The 20,221-nt window shown below is 53.7% G+C and carries 18 protein-coding genes; 7 read left to right on the top strand and 11 right to left on the bottom strand.

Going from position 1 to position 20,221, the window contains the following annotated elements; all coding sequences use genetic code 11:
• Positions 1 to 5: 5 nt before the first annotated feature.
• Positions 6 to 665, top strand: a complete 660-nt coding sequence (gene exoX, locus ACOXYR_RS07940; RefSeq protein WP_108475310.1) for an exodeoxyribonuclease X — start codon at positions 6 to 8, stop codon at positions 663 to 665.
• Between the two features lies 1 nt (position 666).
• On the opposite strand, the gene ptrB is transcribed toward exoX, so the two are convergent.
• Positions 667 to 2,727: an oligopeptidase B gene (ptrB, locus tag ACOXYR_RS07935; RefSeq protein ID WP_421355338.1), complete on the bottom strand. Its 2,061-nt coding sequence runs from the start codon at positions 2,725 to 2,727 to the stop codon at positions 667 to 669.
• An 82-nt stretch (positions 2,728 to 2,809) separates the two neighbouring features.
• Entirely contained in the window at positions 2,810 to 3,451 is a 642-nt protein-coding gene (locus ACOXYR_RS07930; RefSeq protein ID WP_015964041.1) for a tellurite resistance TerB family protein, read from the bottom strand.
• A 180-nt stretch (positions 3,452 to 3,631) separates the two neighbouring features.
• On the opposite strand from ACOXYR_RS07930, the gene purT reads away from it, so the two are divergent.
• A complete protein-coding gene (gene purT / locus ACOXYR_RS07925) occupies positions 3,632 to 4,810 on the top strand; it encodes a formate-dependent phosphoribosylglycinamide formyltransferase (RefSeq protein ID WP_421355339.1) in 1,179 nt (392 codons plus the stop codon).
• Positions 4,811 to 4,963: 153 nt separating this feature from the next.
• Here the strand turns inward: purT and ACOXYR_RS07920 are convergent, their stop codons facing one another.
• The 3 genes from ACOXYR_RS07920 to zwf all read right to left on the bottom strand — a co-directional run bounded on the left by ACOXYR_RS07920 (position 4,964) and on the right by zwf (position 9,162).
• Positions 4,964 to 5,605, bottom strand: a complete 642-nt coding sequence (locus ACOXYR_RS07920; RefSeq protein WP_421355340.1) for a bifunctional 4-hydroxy-2-oxoglutarate aldolase/2-dehydro-3-deoxy-phosphogluconate aldolase — start codon at positions 5,603 to 5,605, stop codon at positions 4,964 to 4,966.
• Positions 5,606 to 5,642: 37 nt separating this feature from the next.
• Positions 5,643 to 7,454: a phosphogluconate dehydratase gene (gene edd / locus ACOXYR_RS07915; protein WP_108475305.1), complete on the bottom strand. Its 1,812-nt coding sequence runs from the start codon at positions 7,452 to 7,454 to the stop codon at positions 5,643 to 5,645.
• A gap of 232 nt (positions 7,455 to 7,686) precedes the next feature.
• On the bottom strand, positions 7,687 to 9,162 hold the full coding sequence (gene zwf, locus ACOXYR_RS07910) for a glucose-6-phosphate dehydrogenase (protein ID WP_015964037.1): 1,476 nt from the start codon (positions 9,160 to 9,162) through the stop codon (positions 7,687 to 7,689).
• A gap of 346 nt (positions 9,163 to 9,508) precedes the next feature.
• Here zwf and ACOXYR_RS07905 point away from each other — a divergent pair, with 346 nt between their 5' ends.
• Both ACOXYR_RS07905 and pyk read left to right on the top strand, forming a co-directional pair.
• On the top strand, positions 9,509 to 10,378 hold the full coding sequence (locus ACOXYR_RS07905) for a MurR/RpiR family transcriptional regulator (RefSeq protein ID WP_421355370.1): 870 nt from the start codon (positions 9,509 to 9,511) through the stop codon (positions 10,376 to 10,378).
• A 120-nt stretch (positions 10,379 to 10,498) separates the two neighbouring features.
• Positions 10,499 to 11,941 carry a pyruvate kinase gene (pyk, locus tag ACOXYR_RS07900; protein WP_108475302.1) on the top strand — a complete coding sequence of 481 codons (1,443 nt, stop codon included), beginning with the start codon at positions 10,499 to 10,501 and terminating at the stop codon, positions 11,939 to 11,941.
• A gap of 126 nt (positions 11,942 to 12,067) precedes the next feature.
• Here the strand turns inward: pyk and lpxM are convergent, their stop codons facing one another.
• The 3 genes from lpxM to znuA form a co-directional block, all read right to left on the bottom strand.
• Positions 12,068 to 13,036 (bottom strand): lauroyl-Kdo(2)-lipid IV(A) myristoyltransferase, encoded by a 969-nt coding sequence (gene lpxM / locus ACOXYR_RS07895; protein WP_421355341.1) that lies wholly within the window; start codon positions 13,034 to 13,036, stop codon positions 12,068 to 12,070.
• A 131-nt stretch (positions 13,037 to 13,167) separates the two neighbouring features.
• Positions 13,168 to 14,478, bottom strand: a complete 1,311-nt coding sequence (gene mepM, locus ACOXYR_RS07890; RefSeq protein WP_108475300.1) for a murein DD-endopeptidase MepM — start codon at positions 14,476 to 14,478, stop codon at positions 13,168 to 13,170.
• A gap of 15 nt (positions 14,479 to 14,493) precedes the next feature.
• A complete protein-coding gene (znuA, locus tag ACOXYR_RS07885; RefSeq protein WP_146745458.1) occupies positions 14,494 to 15,450 on the bottom strand; it encodes a zinc ABC transporter substrate-binding protein ZnuA in 957 nt (318 codons plus the stop codon).
• Positions 15,451 to 15,527: 77 nt separating this feature from the next.
• Here znuA and znuC point away from each other — a divergent pair, with 77 nt between their 5' ends.
• Complete coding sequence (gene znuC, locus ACOXYR_RS07880; protein ID WP_108475387.1) at positions 15,528 to 16,283, top strand: zinc ABC transporter ATP-binding protein ZnuC; 756 nt, start codon at positions 15,528 to 15,530, stop codon at positions 16,281 to 16,283.
• The gene (znuB, locus tag ACOXYR_RS07875) at positions 16,280 to 17,065 is read left to right on the top strand and encodes a zinc ABC transporter permease subunit ZnuB (RefSeq protein ID WP_350436217.1); all 786 of its coding nucleotides are present in this window, start codon (positions 16,280 to 16,282) and stop codon (positions 17,063 to 17,065) included. Before znuC ends, znuB begins: the two co-directional genes overlap by 4 nt.
• Positions 17,066 to 17,163: 98 nt before the next feature.
• On the opposite strand, the gene ruvB is transcribed toward znuB, so the two are convergent.
• Together ruvB and ruvA are read right to left on the bottom strand one after the other, a co-directional pair.
• Positions 17,164 to 18,174: a Holliday junction branch migration DNA helicase RuvB gene (gene ruvB, locus ACOXYR_RS07870; protein WP_108475298.1), complete on the bottom strand. Its 1,011-nt coding sequence runs from the start codon at positions 18,172 to 18,174 to the stop codon at positions 17,164 to 17,166.
• Between the two features lie 8 nt (positions 18,175 to 18,182).
• On the bottom strand, positions 18,183 to 18,794 hold the full coding sequence (gene ruvA / locus ACOXYR_RS07865) for a Holliday junction branch migration protein RuvA (protein WP_108475297.1): 612 nt from the start codon (positions 18,792 to 18,794) through the stop codon (positions 18,183 to 18,185).
• A gap of 272 nt (positions 18,795 to 19,066) precedes the next feature.
• Between ruvA and ACOXYR_RS07860 the strand changes: the two genes are divergently transcribed.
• Positions 19,067 to 19,669 (top strand): YebB family permuted papain-like enzyme, encoded by a 603-nt coding sequence (locus ACOXYR_RS07860; protein ID WP_421355342.1) that lies wholly within the window; start codon positions 19,067 to 19,069, stop codon positions 19,667 to 19,669.
• On the opposite strand, the gene ruvC is transcribed toward ACOXYR_RS07860, so the two are convergent.
• A complete protein-coding gene (gene ruvC, locus ACOXYR_RS07855; protein ID WP_006176048.1) occupies positions 19,670 to 20,191 on the bottom strand; it encodes a crossover junction endodeoxyribonuclease RuvC in 522 nt (173 codons plus the stop codon).
• Positions 20,192 to 20,221: the final 30 nt, after the last annotated feature.

Below are 20,221 nucleotides of genomic sequence, written 5' to 3'. Positions count from 1 at the left end.
AAGCCATGTTACGCGTGATCGATACCGAAACCTGTGACCTCCAGGGGGGCGTCGTAGAGATAGCTTCTGTCGATGTTGTAGATGGAAAAATCACCAACCCGATGAGTCACCTTGTTCGCCCCGATCGCCCGATCAGTGCACAGGCGATGGCTATCCATCGCATTACAGAAGAGATGGTTGCCGATCAACCGTGGATTGAAGAGGTGCTGCCCTTTTATCAGGGCAGCCCGTGGTATGTCGCGCACAACGCCAGCTTCGACCGTCGCGTTCTGCCAGAGATGAACGGCGAGTGGATTTGCACCATGAAAATGGCGCGTCGGTTATGGCCCGGTATTAAATACAGTAACATGGCGCTGTATAAATCCCGCAAACTGAGCGTCGCTACGCCGCCGGGGTTACATCATCACCGTGCGCTGTATGATTGCTACATTACCGCCGCATTATTGATTGATATTATGGATGTTTCTGGCTGGTCGCCGGAACAAATGGTCGACGTCACCGGGCGTCCGGCGCTGCTGCGCACCTTTACCTTTGGGAAATATCGCGGTAAAGCGGTCTCGGAAGTGGCAGAAAACGATCCAGGTTATTTACGGTGGTTGTTCAACAACCTGGATCGGATGAGCCCGGAACTGCGCCTTACCTTGAAGCACTATCTGGGCGAATAACTTAGCGTTCGTTTCTGCCGGGTAAGGTGCCCTGCGCGAGAGCAATCAGAAACGTGAATTCGAGTGCCACGCCTTCATAACTTTTGAAGCGCCCCGATTTCCCGCCATGCCCGGAATCCATATCCGTACACAGCAGCAGAAGGTTATCATCGACCTTCTGCTCACGCAGTTTCGCCACCCATTTTGCGGGCTCCCAGTACTGCACCTGAGAATCATGCAACCCGGTGGTGACCAGCAGATGGGGATACGCTTTTGGCTGTACATTGTCGTAGGGGCTGTAAGACTTCATGTAGTGGTAATAGGTTTCATCCTGCGGATTTCCCCACTCTTCAAACTCTCCGGTAGTCAGCGGAATCGACTCGTCCAGCATCGTCGTCACAACATCCACAAACGGCACCTGCGCTACCACACCGTGGAACAATTCAGGACGCAGATTAATGGCGGTTCCCATTAACATTCCGCCTGCGCTGCCGCCCATGCCATAACACAGTCTGGCATCGCCGTAGCCCTGCGCTAACAGCGCATCCGTTACGTCCAGGTAGTCATAGAAGGTGTTCATCTTCTTCAGGAATTTACCGTCTTCATACCACTGCTGGCCCAATTCGCCGCCGCCGCGAACGTGGGCTATGGCATAAACGAACCCGCGATCGAGCAGACTCAGACGGCTAGCGCTAAAGTCAGCATCCATACTCGCGCCGTAGGAGCCGTAACCATACACCAGCAGCGGATTTTTTCCTTTGCGGAAATGTTCACGGTGATATACCAGCGATACCGGAACCTCTACGCCGTCGCGAGCCGTGATCCACAGATGTTCGCTCTGATAACATGCACCGTCGAAGCCTTTAACTTCCTGCTGTTTCAGCACCCGACGCTCACCGGTGTCCATATCCAGCTCAAACAGTGTGTCCGGCGTGGTCATTGACGAATAACCATATCGCAGACGCGAGGTTTCCGGCTCCGGATTGTAGGCAACCCAGGTGACATAGGCTGGGTCATCAAAGGCAATTCCGCTCTCTTCACGGGTATGGCGATTAATTTGCCGCAGGCTCGTCAGGCCGTGCTGACGCTCCTCCAGCACCAGCCAGTCGGTAAAAAGCGTAAAACTTTCGAGCATCACATCATCGCGTGCCGGAATCAGCGTTTGCCACTGTTTCTCATCGCGCACGTGGCTACGATAAAGACCAAAGTTTTTCCCTTCACGGTTAGAGCGAATATAGAAGTGATGCTGGAAGTGATCGATGCTGTATTCGTGATCTTTTCGACGCGGCAGGAACACGATCGGTTCGGCATCCGGCAGCTCAGCATCAAGAAGCCGCATTTCGCTGGTCGTGGCGCTGGAGAGCGCAATCACTACATAGTGTTTCGAAGATGTTTTATGCAGGCTGACATAGAACGTATCATCTTTCTCTTCATAGACCAGCGTGTCCTGCGCCGCTGGCGTACCGATGCGATGGCGCCATACCTGCCACGGCAGAAGCGTCGTGGGGTGCTTACGAACGTAGTAGAGCGTTTGTGAATCATTGACCCAGACAATACCGGGAGAAACGTTCTCCAGCACTTCAGGGTACCAGTTCCCGGTTCGCAAATTGCAAAAACGCAAACCGTACTGGCGACGAGAAAGATAATCTTCGGTGATCGCCAGCAGATCGTTGTCCGGTGATACCGTCAGCCCGCCAAGCGTATAAAACTCGCTGTGCGCGGCGCGCTGATTGGCGTCGAGAAGCAGATCCCAGGGTTCCCACTCCCCTTTTTGCACCGACTGGCGCTGATAAATCGCGTACTCGCAGCCTGGCTCATAAATCTGGCGATAGCGATAACCGTTTTTGATATAGGGCGCAGACTCTTCCCGCTGAGGAATACGGTCGATGATCTCCTTGAGCACGCGCTCCTGAAGGTCGCGCTGAGAATCCATCACCCTTTTTCCGTAATCATTTTCCTGATGCAGATAGTCGAGAACCTCTGGCTCTGCGCGATTGTCGTCGCGCAGCCAGAAATAGTTGTCGATACGCGTATCGCCATGAAGCGTCATGGCGTGAGGAATTCGTTTCGCTTTTGGCGGCATGTCATTGTTCTTCTGTATTAGTCACACCCTATAAGGGTGGACAAATTAAACGACGATGCAAGCGAAACCTGTGACAAGACGTTTAAAGTTGCTGTTTTTGTTGCTGCAAATCCTGCTCAATGCCTTCTCGCACTTCTGGCGGTAGCTTCAGCGCATCGCCCAGCGCATTGAGATAACTGCGCTCCATAAAGTGATCGATATCTATCGCCGCACAACTTACAAAGTAAAGCTCTAAAGCTTCCTCTTCGTTATGCACATCGCGCGCCAGACGCTGCGGGTCGAGCGGCTGCTCGATAGCCTGGGCGATTAGCGCGCGCCCCTGCTCTTCAACACCGGCTTCGCGCAGTTGCTGTTCGATAGCCGCCTGTTCTTTGGCATCGATATGCCCGTCGCTTTTGGCAGCGAACACCAGCGCCAGAATCAGCCGCTCGGTACGGACATCCAGCGGCGCGGCAGGTTCACCGTATTTCTGCTCTGTTTGCGGGTTGCCCTTTAACTTATCTTTATATTTGTTCCATAACACGCTGCCAGCCACCGCGCCACCGCCAACGAGCAGCGCCCCGGTGCCGTATTTCGCCAGCATTTTGCGCGAGGATTTACTGGCGACCAGCAACCCCGCCAGCCCGCCCAGTGCGCCAGGCACCAACATTTGGCTGAGATCTTTCTTTCCCTCACCCGATTTTTGCCCCAGCAGCGATTGCAGTTGATTAAGCCAGCCAGACATATGACCTCCAGTAATATTTTGCGATTCTTCCAGCGTAAGTGAGCGCTTGTCAGGATATGTCTGCTGCGCATAAAGATGCGCAAATTTAAGGCGATATCGCCGGACTAACCTCGACAGCAAGACAGACGCAAACGTTTTCGTTTATAATGCGCGAAATTTTGACAGACGATGGAAGATGCAATGACTTTATTAGGCACAGCCCTGCGCCCTGCGGCGACACGCGTAATGCTATTAGGTTCTGGCGAACTCGGAAAAGAGGTTGCCATTGAGTGCCAGCGACTGGGAATCGAAGTGATTGCTGTCGATCGCTATGCCGATGCGCCAGCCATGCATGTCGCTCACCGCTCGCACGTGATTAACATGTTGGATGGCCAGGCGCTGAAAGCGCTGGTCGACGCTGAAAAACCGCATTTCATCGTGCCGGAAATCGAAGCCATCGCGACCGACATGCTGGTTGAGCTGGAACGTCAGGGCCAGAACGTTGTGCCCTGTGCGCGCGCCACGCAGCTGACCATGAACCGCGAAGGCATTCGCCGCCTGGCTGCCGAAGAACTCAAGCTTCCCACGTCGGCATATCGCTTCGCCGATAGCGAAGCTGCGTTCCGTGATGCCGTCACGGAAATTGGCCTGCCCTGCATCATCAAACCGGTGATGAGTTCATCCGGCAAGGGTCAGAGCTTTATCCGCAGCGAAGCGCAGCTCGCCGACGCCTGGCAGTATGCCCAGCAGGGTGGCCGTGCGGGCGCGGGGCGTGTCATCGTCGAAGGCGTGGTGAATTTTGATTTTGAAATCACCCTGCTGACGGTGAGCGCGGTTGATGGCGTTCACTTCTGTGCGCCGGTCGGTCACCGTCAGGAAGAGGGCGATTATCGTGAATCATGGCAGCCGCAGCAGATGAGTCCACTCGCGCTGGAACGTGCGCAGGCTATCGCTCGCGACGTCGTGCTGGCGCTGGGCGGTCATGGCTTGTTCGGTGTGGAACTGTTTGTCTGTGGCGATGAGGTTGTCTTCAGCGAGGTTTCCCCACGCCCGCATGACACCGGGATGGTGACGCTGATTTCTCAAGACCTCTCCGAGTTCGCCCTGCACGTCCGCGCGTTTCTGGGCCTTCCGGTTGGCGCGATTCGCCAGTATGGCCCGTCGGCCTCAGCGGTTATTTTGCCGCGTTTACAGAGCCAGAACGTTACCTTTGATAACGTTAATAGTGCGGTAGGTGCGGGCCTGCAGGTTCGACTGTTTGCTAAACCTGAAATCGACGGTACGCGTCGAATGGGCGTGGCGCTGGCGACAGGCAATTCGGTTGACGACGCCATCGAGCGGGCTAAAACGGCCGCCGCGGCAGTGATCGTGAAGGGATAAAAAAGCGGGCCATTGGGCCCGCTTCTGGTTGCTTGCAACGTGCTCTTTGTTCTTGCCGGATGCGGCGTAAAGCCTTATCCGGCCTACAAAGTGTTGCACATTCAAGATATTGCAGGCCGGGCAAACGCAGTGCCACCCGGCATGGTCACGCGATTACAGCGTTGCAGTCTCTACAGCTTCACGAGCCAGTTTGGTAATGCGATCGTAGTCGCCTGCTTCCAGCGCATCCGCCGGAACCAGCCAGGAACCCCCGACGCACAGAACGCTTTTCAGCGCCAGGTAGTCGCGGCAGTTTTTCAGCGAGATACCGCCAGTCGGGCAGAAACGAACCTGAGAGAACGGACCTGCAATCGCCTGCAGCGCTTTCACGCCGCCATTTGCTTCGGCCGGGAAGAATTTGAACTCTTTCAGACCGTGATCCATACCCAGCATCAGTTCAGAAACAGAACTAATACCCGGGATCAGCGGGATAGTACCTTCGGTTGCTGCTTTCAGCAGAGAGTCAGTCAGGCCCGGGCTGATAGCGAACTGCGCACCTGCTTCGGTGACTTCTTTCAACTGCTGTGGGTTAGTGACAGTACCCGCACCCACGATAGCGTCCGGCACTTCTTTAGCAATCGCGCGGATAGCGTCCATTGCACACTCGGTACGCAGAGTCACTTCCAGCACGCGTACACCGCCTGCCACCAGCGCTTTTGCCATCGGCACAGCGTGTTCCAGCTTGTTCACTACGATAACCGGTACAACAGGGCCAGTCGTCAGGATTGCTTCTGCAGTGGTTTTCCAGTTTTTCATCAGATTATTCTCTCGCCAGATCTAAAAACGTATCATCTTAAAATGTGATGCAGGTTGCGCCCTGCTCTGCGCCGGAAAGATTCTCGCGCAGCGCGCTGAACATTTCGCGGCCAGTACCGATACGGGAGGCGCTCATGTCAGGAATGTGCGGTTGACGTGCGGTCAGTTCGGCCTCATCGACCAGCAGCGTTAATTCGCCGGTCTGCCCGTTGACACGGATCATATCGCCGTCACGTACTTTTGCCAGCAAGCCACCATCGTAGGCTTCCGGGGTGACATGAATTGCTGACGGCACTTTACCTGATGCACCAGAGAGCCGTCCATCGGTTACTAACGCAATTTTGAAACAGCGGTCCAATAATACACCAAGTGGCGGCATGAGTTTATGTAATTCTGGCATTCCGTTCGCTTTTGGCCCCTGATGACGCACAACAACCACGCAATCTTTGTCCAGCAGGCCCGCTTCGAAGGCTGGCAGGACATCATGCTGGCTCTCAAAGACCACGGCTGGCGCTTCAATAACCTGGTTTTCTACCGGCACAGCGGAGGTTTTCATCACCGCACGGCCAAGGTTGCCGCTCAGCACTTTCGTGCCGCCATGTTTGGAGAACGGTTTGTCGAAGGAGGCGATGATGTTTTCATCCAGAGACGCGGTCGCGCCTTCTCGCCAGTCAAGTTTGCCGTTATTCAGCCACGGTTCCATGGTGTAATGAGACAGACCGAAGCCCGCCACGGTGTTCACATCTTCATGCAGCAAGCCGCCTTTCAGCAGTTCACGCACCAGCACCGGCACACCGCCCGCCGCCTGGAAGTGATTAATATCCGCCGGGCCGTTCGGATACAGACGCGCCATCAGCGGCACAACGTCGGAGATTTCAGAGAAGTCATCCCAGTTGATGATGATGCCGGCAGCACGCGCCATGGCGACCAGGTGCATGGTGTGGTTGGTGGAGCCACCGGTTGCCAGCAGCGCAACGATACCGTTGACCACCACTTTTTCGTCGATCATCTGACCAAGCGGCATCCATTCGTTACCGTTACCGGTCATGCGGGTCACCTGACGGGCAGCAGCCGCAGTCAGTTCTTCACGCAGCGGCGCGTCCGGGTGGACAAATGAAGATCCTGGTAGCTGCATCCCCATGAACTCAATAACCATCTGGTTAGTGTTCGCGGTGCCGTAGAACGTACAGGTACCCGGCGCATGGTAGGAAGCCGCTTCGGATTCCAGCAGCGCGTTACGATCAACTTTGCCTTCCGCATAGAGCTGACGAATACGGACTTTTTCTTTATTCGGCAGGCCGCTGGCCATCGGGCCTGACGGAATGAAGACGGACGGCAGGTGACCGAACGAGAGCGCCGCCATAACAAGCCCTGGGACGATTTTATCGCAAACGCCGAGATATAGCGCGCCGTCAAACATATTGTGGGACAGGCCCACCGCCGCAGACATCGCAATCACTTCGCGGCTCAGCAGGGAAAGCTCCATCCCATCCTGGCCCTGGGTTACGCCATCGCACATCGCCGGCACGCCGCCCGCAACCTGACCGACAGCGCTAACGCTGTGCAGCGCTTTACGAATGATATCCGGATAATGCTCATACGGCTGGTGCGCAGAGAGCATGTCGTTATAGGAGGTGATGATCGCAATATTGTTACGCAGCATGCTTTTCAGCGAGGCTTTATCCTCTGCGCCGCAAGCCGCAAAACCGTGTGCCAGGTTACCGCAGGCCAGCTGGGAGCGATGAACGGTTTCTGTCTTCGCACGCTTGATGCGTTCAAGGTAGGCAGAACGGGTATCGCGCGAGCGGTCGATAATGCGATTTGTTACGCGTAACAACACAGGATTCATAAAAGCTCCTCAAAATTTTTCTGTCCAGGCTCCAGCGACATAAGGTTTTGATTAGCACTTTCTGCCACAAAACCCCCGTATTCTGTAGCTCAGGGGCAAACATCTGAAGATAGTGTAATAAAAAAAGCCCCGGGGGTGAATCCACCCGGGGCTTAAATGCATAAAAATAGCACTACATGCTGTGTTAGATCATGTTACCGGTAAAATACCCCAATGGGATTACCGGATTTCCTCACTCAAACTCGTTCCAGGAACGGCCATCGCGGGTGATCATGGCCACGGACGCCACCGGCCCCCAGGTGCCAGCCTGATACGGTTTCGGCGGATCCTGATCGGCTGCCCACGCTTCAGTGATGGAGTCGACCCACTTCCACGCCTCTTCCACTTCATCGCGACGCACGAACAGCGCCTGAATCCCGCGCATGGTTTCCAGCAGCAGGCGCTCGTAGGCATCCGCCAGGTGCGTTTGATTGAAGGTTTCGGAGTAGCTCAGATCCAGCTTGGTGATCTGCAGATTATGTTTGTGGTCCAGACCCGGCACTTTGTTCAGCACCTGAATATCCACACCTTCATCTGGTTGCAGACGAATCGTCAGTTTATTCTGCGGCAGCTCCTGCCAGGACTCTTTAAACAGATTGAGTTCCGGGTTTTTAAAGTACACCACGACTTCAGAGCATTTTGTCGGCAGTCGTTTACCGGTGCGCAGGTAGAACGGCACGCCTGCCCAGCGCCAGTTGTCGATATCAACGCGAATAGCGACAAACGTTTCTGTATTGCTCTGTTTATTGGCACCCTCTTCTTCCAGATAGCCCGGCACTTTTTTGCCCTGAGCAAAGCCTGAGGTGTACTGACCGCGTACGGTTTTTTCACGCACGTTAGAACGGTCGATACGACGCAGAGATTTCAGTACTTTTACTTTGGCATCGCGAATGCTGTCAGCAGTCAGATCGGACGGCGGCGACATCGCAATCATGCACAGAATCTGCAGCAGGTGGTTCTGAATCATATCGCGCATCTGACCAGCCTGGTCGAAGTAACCCCAACGGCCTTCGATACCGACTTCTTCCGCTACGGTGATTTCCACGTGATCGATGGTGCGGTTATCCCAGTTATTCACAAACAGAGAGTTCGCAAAGCGCAGCGCCAGCAGGTTCAGAACCGTTTCTTTACCCAGATAGTGGTCGATACGGTAAACCTGACACTCTTCAAAGTATTCCCCCACCTGGTCGTTGATTTCACGCGAAGTGGCAAGCGAAGTACCCAATGGTTTTTCCATCACCACACGCGCAGGCTTGGCGTTCAGCTTCGCTTCACCTAACCCTTTGCAAATCGCGCCGAACGTATTTGGCGGCATCGCGAAATAGTTAATGGTGACACGGTTTTTCTGATCCAGCATCGCGCCAAGGCGGCTGAAGGCGCTGGTATCGTTGACATCCAGATTGCAGAAATCCAGGCGGCCACTCAGGGTCTCCCACAAACCTTCATCAATTTTCTCCTTCATGAAGGTTTCGAGCGCCTCGCGTACTACTTTGGTGTACGCCTCTTTGTCCCAATCCGCGCGCCCTACACCGATAATGCGGGTTTCAGGATTGATCTGACCGGCTTTTTCAAGCTGATACAGGGAAGGCAACAATTTACGACGCGCCAGGTCACCTTTCGCGCCGAAAATGACCAGATCGCATGCCTGGGCCGTTTGCGTTACCGCCATGTCATTCTCCTCAGTTGTATTTCCTGGTTCTTATGCCAGGCTACAGTTGTAATTTTATTACACCGCACTGTACTGTGTTTACTAACTTACCGAAACCTTTTACCGCCTTAGACCGCACAAATGGAAATATCTGCGGCCTGGGATCTGGGCAAAGCCCTAATTTTGTTCGTTCTTTCGCCCTGTTCTAGAATGCAAAAATTCGACGTTGATCATGTTATGAAAAAAAACAACATTTTTTGCTGTTGTTTATCCCCTTTCATCAACCTTGAGGGGTATATTCTTGCTAAAACGCCTGCAGATTTCACCCATTAATGGAATCGTTTCAATCAATGAGCGCCCCATCACGATGAACATGCTGGAAAAAATTCAGTCGCAACTGGAAAACCTTAGCAAATCCGAACGTAAAGTGGCGGAGGTGATCCTTGCCGCGCCAGAGCAGGCTATCCATTCGAGTATCGCAGCGCTGGCGCTGGAAGCCGAGGTCAGCGAGCCGACGGTTAACCGTTTTTGCCGCAGCCTGGAAACGCGCGGCTTCCCTGATTTTAAGCTTCATCTTGCCCAAAGCCTTGCCAACGGTACACCGTATGTTAATCGTAATGTGGATGAAGATGACAGCGTAGAAGCCTACACCGGGAAAATATTTGAATCTGCGATGGCAAGCCTGGCGCACGTGCGTCAGTCGCTGGAGATGTCGGCAGTAAATCGGGCGGTCGATCTGCTTACCCAGGCCAAACGTATCGCCTTCTTCGGGCTGGGCTCTTCCGCCGCCGTCGCCCACGACGCCATGAACAAATTTTTCCGATTCAACGTTCCGGTGGTCTATTCCGATGACATCGTCCTGCAACGCATGAGCTGTATGAATTGCAGCGAAGATGACGTTGTGGTGCTCATTTCACATACTGGCAGAACGAAAAGTCTGGTGGAGCTGGCACAACTGGCGCGTGAAAACGATGCCATAGTGATTGCACTGACGTCGGCAAACACGCCGCTCGCGCGTGAAGCCACCCTTGCCATTACGCTCGACGTTCCTGAAGACACTGATGTTTATATGCCTATGGTTTCCAGGCTGGCACAACTGACGGTTATCGACGTGCTGGCCACCGGTTTTACGCTACGCCGGGGCGCGAAATTCAGGGATAACTTGAAGCGAGTCAAAGAAGCGTTAAAGGAATCGCGGTTTGATAAAGAACGTATGACACACAGCGATAACCATTAAAAATCGTAAAGGCACTACTGATTAGTCATTCGGCGTTAACACTGCATTCGCAGTGCTACCTTTCAGGAGCCGAATCCATGTTCACGCAACACCTGGTTGTTTAAGTTAACGGAGTATTACATGTCCAGAAGGCTTCGCAGAACCAAAATCGTTACCACGTTAGGGCCGGCCACTGACCGCGACAATAATCTTGAGAAAGTGATTGCCGCAGGCGCCAACGTTGTACGAATGAACTTCTCTCACGGCACGCCGGAAGATCATAAACTTCGCGCAGATAAAGTACGCGAAATCGCGGCGAAACTGGGTCGTCATGTGGCTATTTTAGGCGATCTTCAGGGGCCAAAAATTCGTGTATCAACCTTCAAAGAAGGTAAAGTTTTCCTCAACATCGGCGATAAATTCCTGCTCGACGCTAACCTGGGTAAAGGTGAAGGCGATAAAGAAAAAGTCGGTATCGACTATAAAGGTCTGCCTGCGGACGTGGTTCCGGGCGACATTCTGCTGCTCGACGATGGTCGCGTGCAGCTGAAAGTGCTGGAAGTTCAGGGCATGAAAGTGTTCACCGAAGTAACCGTGGGCGGCCCGCTTTCCAATAACAAAGGTATCAACAAACTGGGCGGTGGTCTCTCTGCCGAAGCCCTGACAGACAAAGACAAAGCAGATATCGTCACAGCGGCAAAAATCGCGGTCGACTATCTTGCGGTCTCCTTCCCGCGCTGTGGCGAAGATCTGAACTACGCTCGTCGTCTGGCACGCGAAGCAGGCTGCGATGCGAAAATTGTGGCGAAAGTCGAACGCGCGGAAGCCGTGTGCAGCCAGGACGCGATGGATGACATCATTCTGGCCTCCGACGTGGTGATGGTGGCGCGTGGCGATCTGGGCGTTGAAATCGGCGACCCGGAACTGGTGGGTATTCAGAAAGCATTGATTCGCCGCGCACGTCAGCTGAACCGTGCCGTGATCACCGCCACCCAGATGATGGAATCGATGATCACCAACCCGATGCCAACTCGTGCGGAAGTCATGGACGTGGCGAACGCCGTGCTGGATGGTACCGATGCGGTGATGCTCTCTGCGGAAACCGCAGCTGGCCAGTATCCGTCTGAAACTGTCGCGGCAATGGCGCGCGTGTGCCTGGGTGCGGAAAAAATCCCCAGCATCAACGTTTCTAAGCACCGCCTGGACGTACAGTTCGACAATGTGGAAGAAGCGATTGCGATGTCTGCCATGTACGCGGCAAACCACCTGAAAGGCGTCAGCGCTATCATCACCATGACCGAATCTGGCCGTACCGCGCTGATGACGTCACGTATCACCTCCGGTCTGCCGATTTTCGCCATGTCTCGCCATGAGCGCACCCTGAACCTGACCGCGCTGTATCGCGGCGTGACCCCGGTTCATTTCGATAGCGAAAGCGACGGCGTTGCGGCGGCCCATGAAGCCGTTAATCTGCTGCGCGACAAAGGCTATCTGGTTGCCGGTGATCTGGTGATTGTGACTCAGGGCGACGTCATGGACACCGTGGGTTCCACCAACACTACGCGTATTTTGACCGTCGAATAAAAATTATCTTTTACCAGAACAAAGGCCTCTTCCTAGGAAGAGGCCTTTTTTTGGTAACGAGCTGGCTGTAAATTGCCTGATGGCGCTTCGCTTATCAGGCCTACGGGATAGGTTACGTGTGTAAAACTACTCCGGATATCTCTCGCTCGGTTTATACGGCTTTATATCCCCAGGCTTGCGCGTTTTCAGCAGTTTCAGAATCCAGGTGTACTGTTCCGGATGCGGGCCGACAAAAATCTCCACTTCTTCATTCATGCGGCGCGCAATGGTGCGATCGTCTGCTTCCAGTAGATCGTCCATCGGCGGGCGCACCAGAATAGTTAAACGATGCGTTTTGCCATCATAGACCGGGAACAGCGGTACAACGCGTGCACGGCACACCTTCATCAGACGGCCAATCGCCGGGAGCGTGGCTTTATAGGTCGCGAAGAAATCAACGAACTCGCTGTGCTCCGGGCCGTGATCCTGATCCGGCAAATAATAGCCCCAGTAGCCCTGACGCACCGATTGGATAAACGGCTTAATGCCGTCGTTACGCGCATGCAGGCGACCGCCAAAACGACGACGTACGGTATTCCACACGTAATCGAATACTTTGTTGCCCTGATTGTGGAACATGGCGGCCATTTTCTGCCCCTGCGACGCCATCAGCATTGCCGGGATATCCACACCCCAGCCGTGCGGCACGAGGAAAATGACGTTCTCGCCCTTCTCGTGCATTTCGTCGATGATCTCTTTACCCTGCCAGTCGACGCGCGGCAGAATTTTCTCTGGCCCGCGAATCGCCAGTTCAGCCATCATCGCCATCGCCTGCGGCGCAGTGGTATACATACCATCAATGATAGACTCGACTTCTGCATCACTTTTATCCGGGAAGCAGTAGCGCAGATTGATTTGCGCGCGGCGACGAGCGCTTTTACCCAGGCGCCCGGCTAACCGGCCAAGCGTACCCAGTAAGGGGTCGCGAACTTTCGCGGGTAAACACGCGGCACCCGCAAAGGCGAACACGCCCAGCCACGCCCCCCAGTTCTTGGGATGACGAAACTCTTTTTCAAATTCAGGAATGTATTCACTGTTCTTTTTGGTTGTTTCCATGCTTATTCCATGAAGAGCGCTTCTGGTGCGAAACGATTACCGATAGTTTAGCGAGGCGCTCTGTTTCACACAAAAGAAAAAGCCGGTGACGCTGAGTACACCGGCTTTAATTGCCTATAAATCAAGCGAAATTAATCAAAACGCAGTTGCGGAAGTACCTGTTTAACCTGCGCCAGATAATCCGTACGATCGGAGCCGGTCAGACCTTCCGTACGCGGCAGTTTCGCCGTCAGCGGGTTCACCGCCTGCTGGTTGATCCACACTTCGTAGTGCAGGTGTGGGCCGGTAGAACGTCCGGTATTACCGGAAAGCGCTATACGATCGCCACGCTTAATTTTCTGCCCAGGTTTCACGAGGATTTTACGCAGGTGCATGTAACGGGTGGTATAAGTACGGCCATGACGAATCGCCACGTAGTAGCCCGCAGCACCGCTACGCTTCGCCATCACCACTTCACCGTCACCCACGGCCAGAACTGGTGTGCCTTGCGGCATAGCGAAATCGACGCCACGGTGCGGTGCAACGCGACCAGTAACCGGGTTCAGGCGACGCGGATTAAAGTTGGAAGAGACACGGAACTGACGCGCGGTCGGGAAACGTAAGAATCCTTTTGCCAGCCCGGTACCGTTACGGTCGTAATATTTACCGTCTTCGGAGCGGATCGCGTAGTAGTCTTTGCCTTCAGAACGAATGCGCACGCCGACCAGTTGGCTCTGCTCGCGCTTACCGTCAAGCATTTCGCGCGACATCAACACGGCAAACTGGTCATCTTTTTTCAGTTTACGGAAGTCCATCTGCCACTGCATCGCTTTGATGACCGCACTCACTTCGGTGCTGGTCAGGCCTGCGTTACGTGCACTGGTCACAAAGCTGCTGCCTACAGAGCCTTTCAGCAGACTGTTCACCCACTCACCCTGCTGCGTCTCGGCACTCATTTTAAAGCCGTTAGCCACGCGGTCGTAGGTACGGGTTTCGCGACGGGACATTTCCCAGGTGAGCTGTTGTAAATCGCCATCCGCCGTCAGCGTCCAGGAGAGCTGCTGGCCGATTTTCATATTACGCAGGTCTTTATCCGCCGCCGCAAGACGGCTGATATCACCCATATCAATACCATACTGATTGAGGATGCTGCTGAGAGTGTCGCCTGTGGAGACAACATACTCATGCTGGTTATCCGTTTTTTCATCCAGTTCATCCTGCGGAATAGCTTCATCTTCCTGTGCAGCCTGGTCGATAGGCTCGCTCGCTTCCGGCAACAAAGAACGGATTTCTTTCTGTTCCAGCTCGATGGTGCGCACGATCGGGCTGGATGTTGGGTGATAAACGTATGGTCGCCATACGGCGACCGCTAAAGTCAGGACTGTCAACGACCCCAGCATAACGCGGTGGGGTCGCGGCAAATTGTTAAACGCCAGGGCGACAGAGCGGGCTATCTGTTGCACGTATTCACTTCCTCATTAATCTCCTTTCAGGCAGCTCGAATATTGGTTCGCGAGTTGACGAAGAAACGTCGCGTAACTCTCTTTGCTCAATTGAATGTTCGTACCCAGAGGATCTAACGTGCCCATACGCACAGAAGTTCCCCGGGCCACCGCTTCAACGACCGCTGGCCTGAACTGTGGCTCAGCAAAAACGCAGGTTGCTTTTTGCTCAACCAACTGTGTTCTGATTTGATGTAAACGCTGCGCACCGGGTTGGATTTCAGGGTTTACGGTAAAGTGGCCAAGCGGCGTTAAACCGTACTGTTTTTCATAGTAGCCATAGGCGTCATGAAAAACGAAATACCCCTTCCCTTTCAGCGGTGCCAGCTCGTTGCCAACCTCTTTATCGGCTGCGGCTAATTGTGCCTCAAAATCCTTCAGGTTGGCGTCGAGTTTGGCTCGACTCTGCGGCATAAGTTCCACTAATTTGTCATGGATTGCAACCGCTGACAGCCGCGCTATCTCTGGCGAGAGCCACAGATGCATGTTGTAGTCGCCGTGATGGTGATGTGCGTCACCTTTTTCATTCTCATGGGCTGCGTGATCGTGGTCACCCTCATGGTCATGATCGTCGTCATCACCACCTTTCATGAGCAACGGTTTCACACCATCAAGCTGGGCAACGGTGACTTTATTTTTATCGGAAATGCTTTGCGCTGACTTATTCATGAAAGCTTCCATTTCCGGCCCAATCCACACGACTAAGTCCGCGTTCTGTAAGCGTTTTACATCTGAAGGACGCAACGAATAATCATGCTCAGACGCGCCGTCAGGGAGTAAAACCTGCGTTTCGGTGACGCCATCGGTGATAGCTGAAGCGATAAATCCAAGCGGTTTGAGGGAAGCGACAACAGCCGCGTCAGCGCGCTGAACGGCGGCACCGCTCAACGCAATCGATAAAGCAGCGAAAAGAAGCGTATTTTTCTGTAACATAATGCGTCTGATAATCGTAATGAATAAGTGGAATGTGATATTATAACATTCACTCACTTGTGCAACCCTTAATTGCTATGACGAATCTTGTAACACTGGAAAATGTTTCGGTCTCATTCGGCCAGCGCCGCGTGCTGTCTGACATTTCACTGGCTCTCAGGCCAGGACGCATTTTGACGTTGCTCGGACCGAACGGGGCGGGTAAGTCGACACTGGTACGCGTGGTATTAGGGCTGGTAGCACCCAATGAAGGCGTGATCAAGCGCGAAAGCAAATTGCGCATCGGTTACGTGCCGCAGAAATTACACCTTGATGCCACACTGCCATTAACCGTAGAGCGTTTTTTACGCCTGCACCCGGCAACTAAAAAAGCGGATATCCTTCCGGCGCTGAAGCGTGTACAGGCCGGTCATTTACTTAACGCCCCGATGCAGAAACTCTCCGGTGGCGAGACGCAACGCGTTCTGCTGGCGCGTGCGCTGCTCAACAGCCCGCAATTGCTGGTACTGGATGAACCGACGCAGGGCGTCGACGTTAACGGTCAGGTCGCGCTGTATGATCTGATTAACCAGCTACGTCAGGAACTGGACTGTGCGGTGCTTATGGTTTCGCACGATCTGCATCTGGTGATGGCAAAAACTGACGAAGTTTTATGCCTGAATCATCACATTTGCTGTTCCGGCACGCCGGACGTGGTGTCTATGCACCCTGAATTTATCTCCATGTTCGGCCCGCGAGGCGCAGAACAACTGGGTATCTACCGTCATCAGCATAACCATCGCCACGATTTACAGGGTCGTATCGTTTTGCGTCGGGGAAATGGTCACTCATGATTGAATTGTTACTGCCCGGCTGGCTGGCCGGGATGATGCTGGCGTGCGCCGCTGGCCCGCTGGGTTCGTTTGTGGTCTGGCGCCGCATGTCCTATTTCGGTGACACGCTCGCCCATGCGTCATTATTAGGTGTGGCGTTTGGGTTACTGTTGGATGTAAATCCCTTCTATGCGGTTATCGCCGTGACGCTGTTTTTAGCCGGCGGGCTGGTATGGCTGGAAAAACGCCCTCACCTTGCGGTCGATACCTTACTGGGGATTATGGCCCACAGTGCGCTGTCGCTGGGTCTGGTGGTTGTCAGCCTGATGTCGAATATCCGCGTGGATCTGATGGCGTATTTGTTTGGTGATTTGCTGGCGGTGACGCCAGAAGATCTGATTTCCATTGCCATTGGCGTCGTTATTGTGCTCGCAATCCTCTTCTGGCAGTGGCGTAACCTGCTGTCGATGACTATCAGCCCGGACCTGGCGTTTGTTGATGGCGTCAAGCTTCAGCGCGTGAAGCTGCTGTTGATGCTGGTGACGGCGTTAACCATCGGCGTGGCAATGAAGTTTGTCGGCGCATTGATTATCACGTCATTGTTGATTATCCCTGCCGCGACGGCGCGTCGTTTTGCACGAACGCCGGAGCAAATGGCGAGCATCGCCGTTGGCGTAGGGATGATTGCGGTTACCGGTGGCCTGACCTTCTCGGCGTTTTATGATACACCGGCTGGCCCGTCAGTCGTCCTGTGTGCAGCAGTGCTGTTTATTTTCAGTATGATGAAAAAGCAGGCTCAGTGAACCGTTGAGACGCCGGATGCGGCTTCGCCTTATCCGGCCTGGGAATACGGTTGTGCAGGTCGGATAAGATGCGCGAGCATCGCTATCCGACACGGTTCTCAGGGCATTTCCGGTGGCGTAATGCCAAAGTGATTCCAGGCGCGCACCGTCGCCATACGTCCTCGCGGCGTACGTTGCAGAAAGCCCTGCTGAATCAGGTAGGGCTCCAGCACATCTTCAATGGTTTCCCGCTCTTCGCCAATTGCCGCCGCCAGGTTATCTAACCCCACCGGGCCGCCGAAGAATTTATCGATCACCGCCAGCAGCAGCTTGCGGTCCATATAATCAAAGCCTTCCGCATCGACATTGAGCATATCCAGCGCCTGCGCGGCGATATCCGCTGAAATGGTGCCATCATGCTTCACTTCCGCGAAGTCGCGAACGCGACGCAGCAGGCGGTTGGCGATTCGCGGCGTACCACGCGCGCGGCGCGCCACTTCCAGCGCGCCCTCTTCGCTCATCTCAAGCCCCATAAAGCGAGCGCTACGACCAACAATATGTTGCAGGTCAGGCACCTGGTAAAACTCAAGACGTTGAACAATACCGAAACGGTCGCGCAGCGGTGATGTTAATGACCCCGCCCGTGTAGTCGCACCAATCAGCGTAAAGGGCGGCAAATCAATTTTAATCGAGCGCGCCGCCGGGCCTTCGCCAATCATGATGTCGAGCTGATAATCCTCCATCGCCGGATAGAGCACCTCTTCCACCACGGGTGACAGTCGATGGATTTCATCGATAAACAGCACATCATGCGGTTCGAGATTCGTTAGCATCGCCGCCAAATCGCCTGCTTTCTCCAGCACCGGGCCGGAGGTCGTACGCAAATTCACGCCCATTTCATTGGCGACAATATTAGCCAACGTGGTTTTACCCAGCCCCGGTGGGCCAAAAATCAGCAGATGGTCGAGCGCGTCGCCACGCAGTTTCGCGGCCTGAATGAAAATTTCCATCTGCGATCGCACCTGCGGCTGGCCAATATACTCTTCCAGTAATTTTGGCCTGATTGCGCGGTCTACTAAATCTTCCGGCAGCGTGCTTTCTGCACTAATCAGACGGTCTGCTTCAATCATCCTCTACCTCACAGCGCAGCGCGTAACGCTTCGCGGATCAATGTTTCGCTATTGGCATCCGGACGCGCAATTTTGCTGATCATCCGGCTGGCTTCCTGAGGTTTATAGCCCAGTGCCACCAGCGCGGCAACCGCTTCCTGCTCTGCATCATCCGTCGCCGGGCTTGCCGGAGAGGTGAGCACCAGGTCAGCGGCAGGGGTAAACAGGTCACCGTGCAGACCTTTGAAGCGGTCTTTCATTTCGACAATCAAACGCTCGGCGGTTTTTTTACCAATGCCCGGCAGTTTCACCAGTGCGCCAAGTTCTTCGCGCTCAACGGCATTGACGAACTGCTGCGCCGACATACCGGAGAGGATGGCCAGCGCCAGTTTAGGCCCTACGCCATTGGTCTTAATCAATTCTTTAAACAGGGTACGTTCCTGTTTGTTGTTAAAGCCGTACAGCAGTTGGGCATCTTCGCGCACCACGAAGTGGGTGAAAATGATGGCTTCCTGCCCCGCTTCCGGCAGCTCATAGAAGCAGGTCATCGGCATATGGACTTCATAGCCGACGCCGCCCGTTTCCAGCAGTACTAACGGGGGTTGTTTTTCAATGATGATGCCTCTGAGTCTGCCTATCACATGACGCTCCTGCGTTAATGGCTCTGATACAAAGGTGTATCATAAAAAAATGCTGGATAGATATCCAGCGAGGGATGAAGAAAAAGCAGAAACTAGCATCACCACCGCCATTGTCTGTACCTCCGATGATAAAATATTCATCAGGAAATAAAATCTTCTTACTATTACCATTTAACAAAATTATGTATTAATAAAAAACGTGCACAAGGCTTTCTGCTCATTGCAATTTGTGTTATTCACTATATCGTTTGTGAAAATAAGGGACTTGTACAATGGAATTTTATAAATCTGAGAAATATGAAGTAGGCGATATTGTTTTTACAACAATAGGAACACGTCTGTTTGGTCAAATATCAGAAGCCTCGCAGTGTTGGTGTAATCACGTCGGAATAATAATTGGTCACGATGGAAGTGACTATCTGGTTGCTGAAAGCCGCGTTCCACTCTCCACCACGACCACCTTAACCCGATTTATTGCACGTTCAGCCTGCCATCGTTTTGCGATAAAACGCCTAAAAGGTGGCCTGGACGAATCACAAAAAAAAGCGCTTATTGAGCAAGTCCCCTCCCGATTACATAAACTTTATCATACTGGCTTTAATTACGACTCTTCCCGCCAATTTTGCTCAAAATTTGTGTTTGATATTTATAAACATGCCTTATCGATAAATGTCGGAGATATTGAATCATTCAGTAAATTATTATCCGTTAACCCGAACGCCAAACTCACCTTCTGGAAATTCTGGTTTCTGGGTTCAATTCCATGGGAGCGAAAAACCGTGACACCAGCCAGCTTGTGGCATCATCCGAATTTAGTGCTGATTGATGCAAAAGGGATAGAAACGTCTCAGCCAGAACTGGCTGAGACGCTATAACTAACGCAGCCGCCCACGCGCCAGATTCAGCCGCGATTCGCTCATTTGCATCGCATTCTGGCTGACATGGCAGTGGGTGATGGCAATCGCCAGCGCATCGGCGGCATCAGCCTGCGGATTCGCGGGCAGTTTCAGCAACGTGCGCACCATGTGCTGCACCTGGCTTTTTTCCGCACTACCGATACCTACGACGGTTTGCTTAACCTGACGGGCAGCGTACTCAAACACCGGGAGATCCTGATTCACCGCCGCGACAATCGCCACGCCGCGCGCCTGCCCCAGCTTTAACGCGGAGTCGGCGTTCTTCGCCATAAAGACCTGCTCAATGGCAAAATAATCAGGCTGAAACTGGGTGATAATTTCGCTGACGCCAGCGTAAATAAGCTTCAGGCGGGACGGCAGGTCATCCACTTTGGTTCGAATGCAGCCGCTACCGAGATAGGTAAGCTGCCTGCCAACCTGGCGGATGACGCCGTAACCGGTGATGCGTGAGCCGGGGTCAATCCCGAGAATTATCGACAACACGCACCTCCGGTTGTTGAGTGAACGGCT

Origin of the sequence: Pseudocitrobacter faecalis (assembly GCF_965231525.1) — a bacterium.
Classification (GTDB): Bacteria; Pseudomonadota; Gammaproteobacteria; order Enterobacterales; family Enterobacteriaceae; genus Pseudocitrobacter; species Pseudocitrobacter faecalis.
Note: the sequence above shows the minus strand (reverse complement) of the source record. Positions and strands in the feature narration are given on the sequence as shown.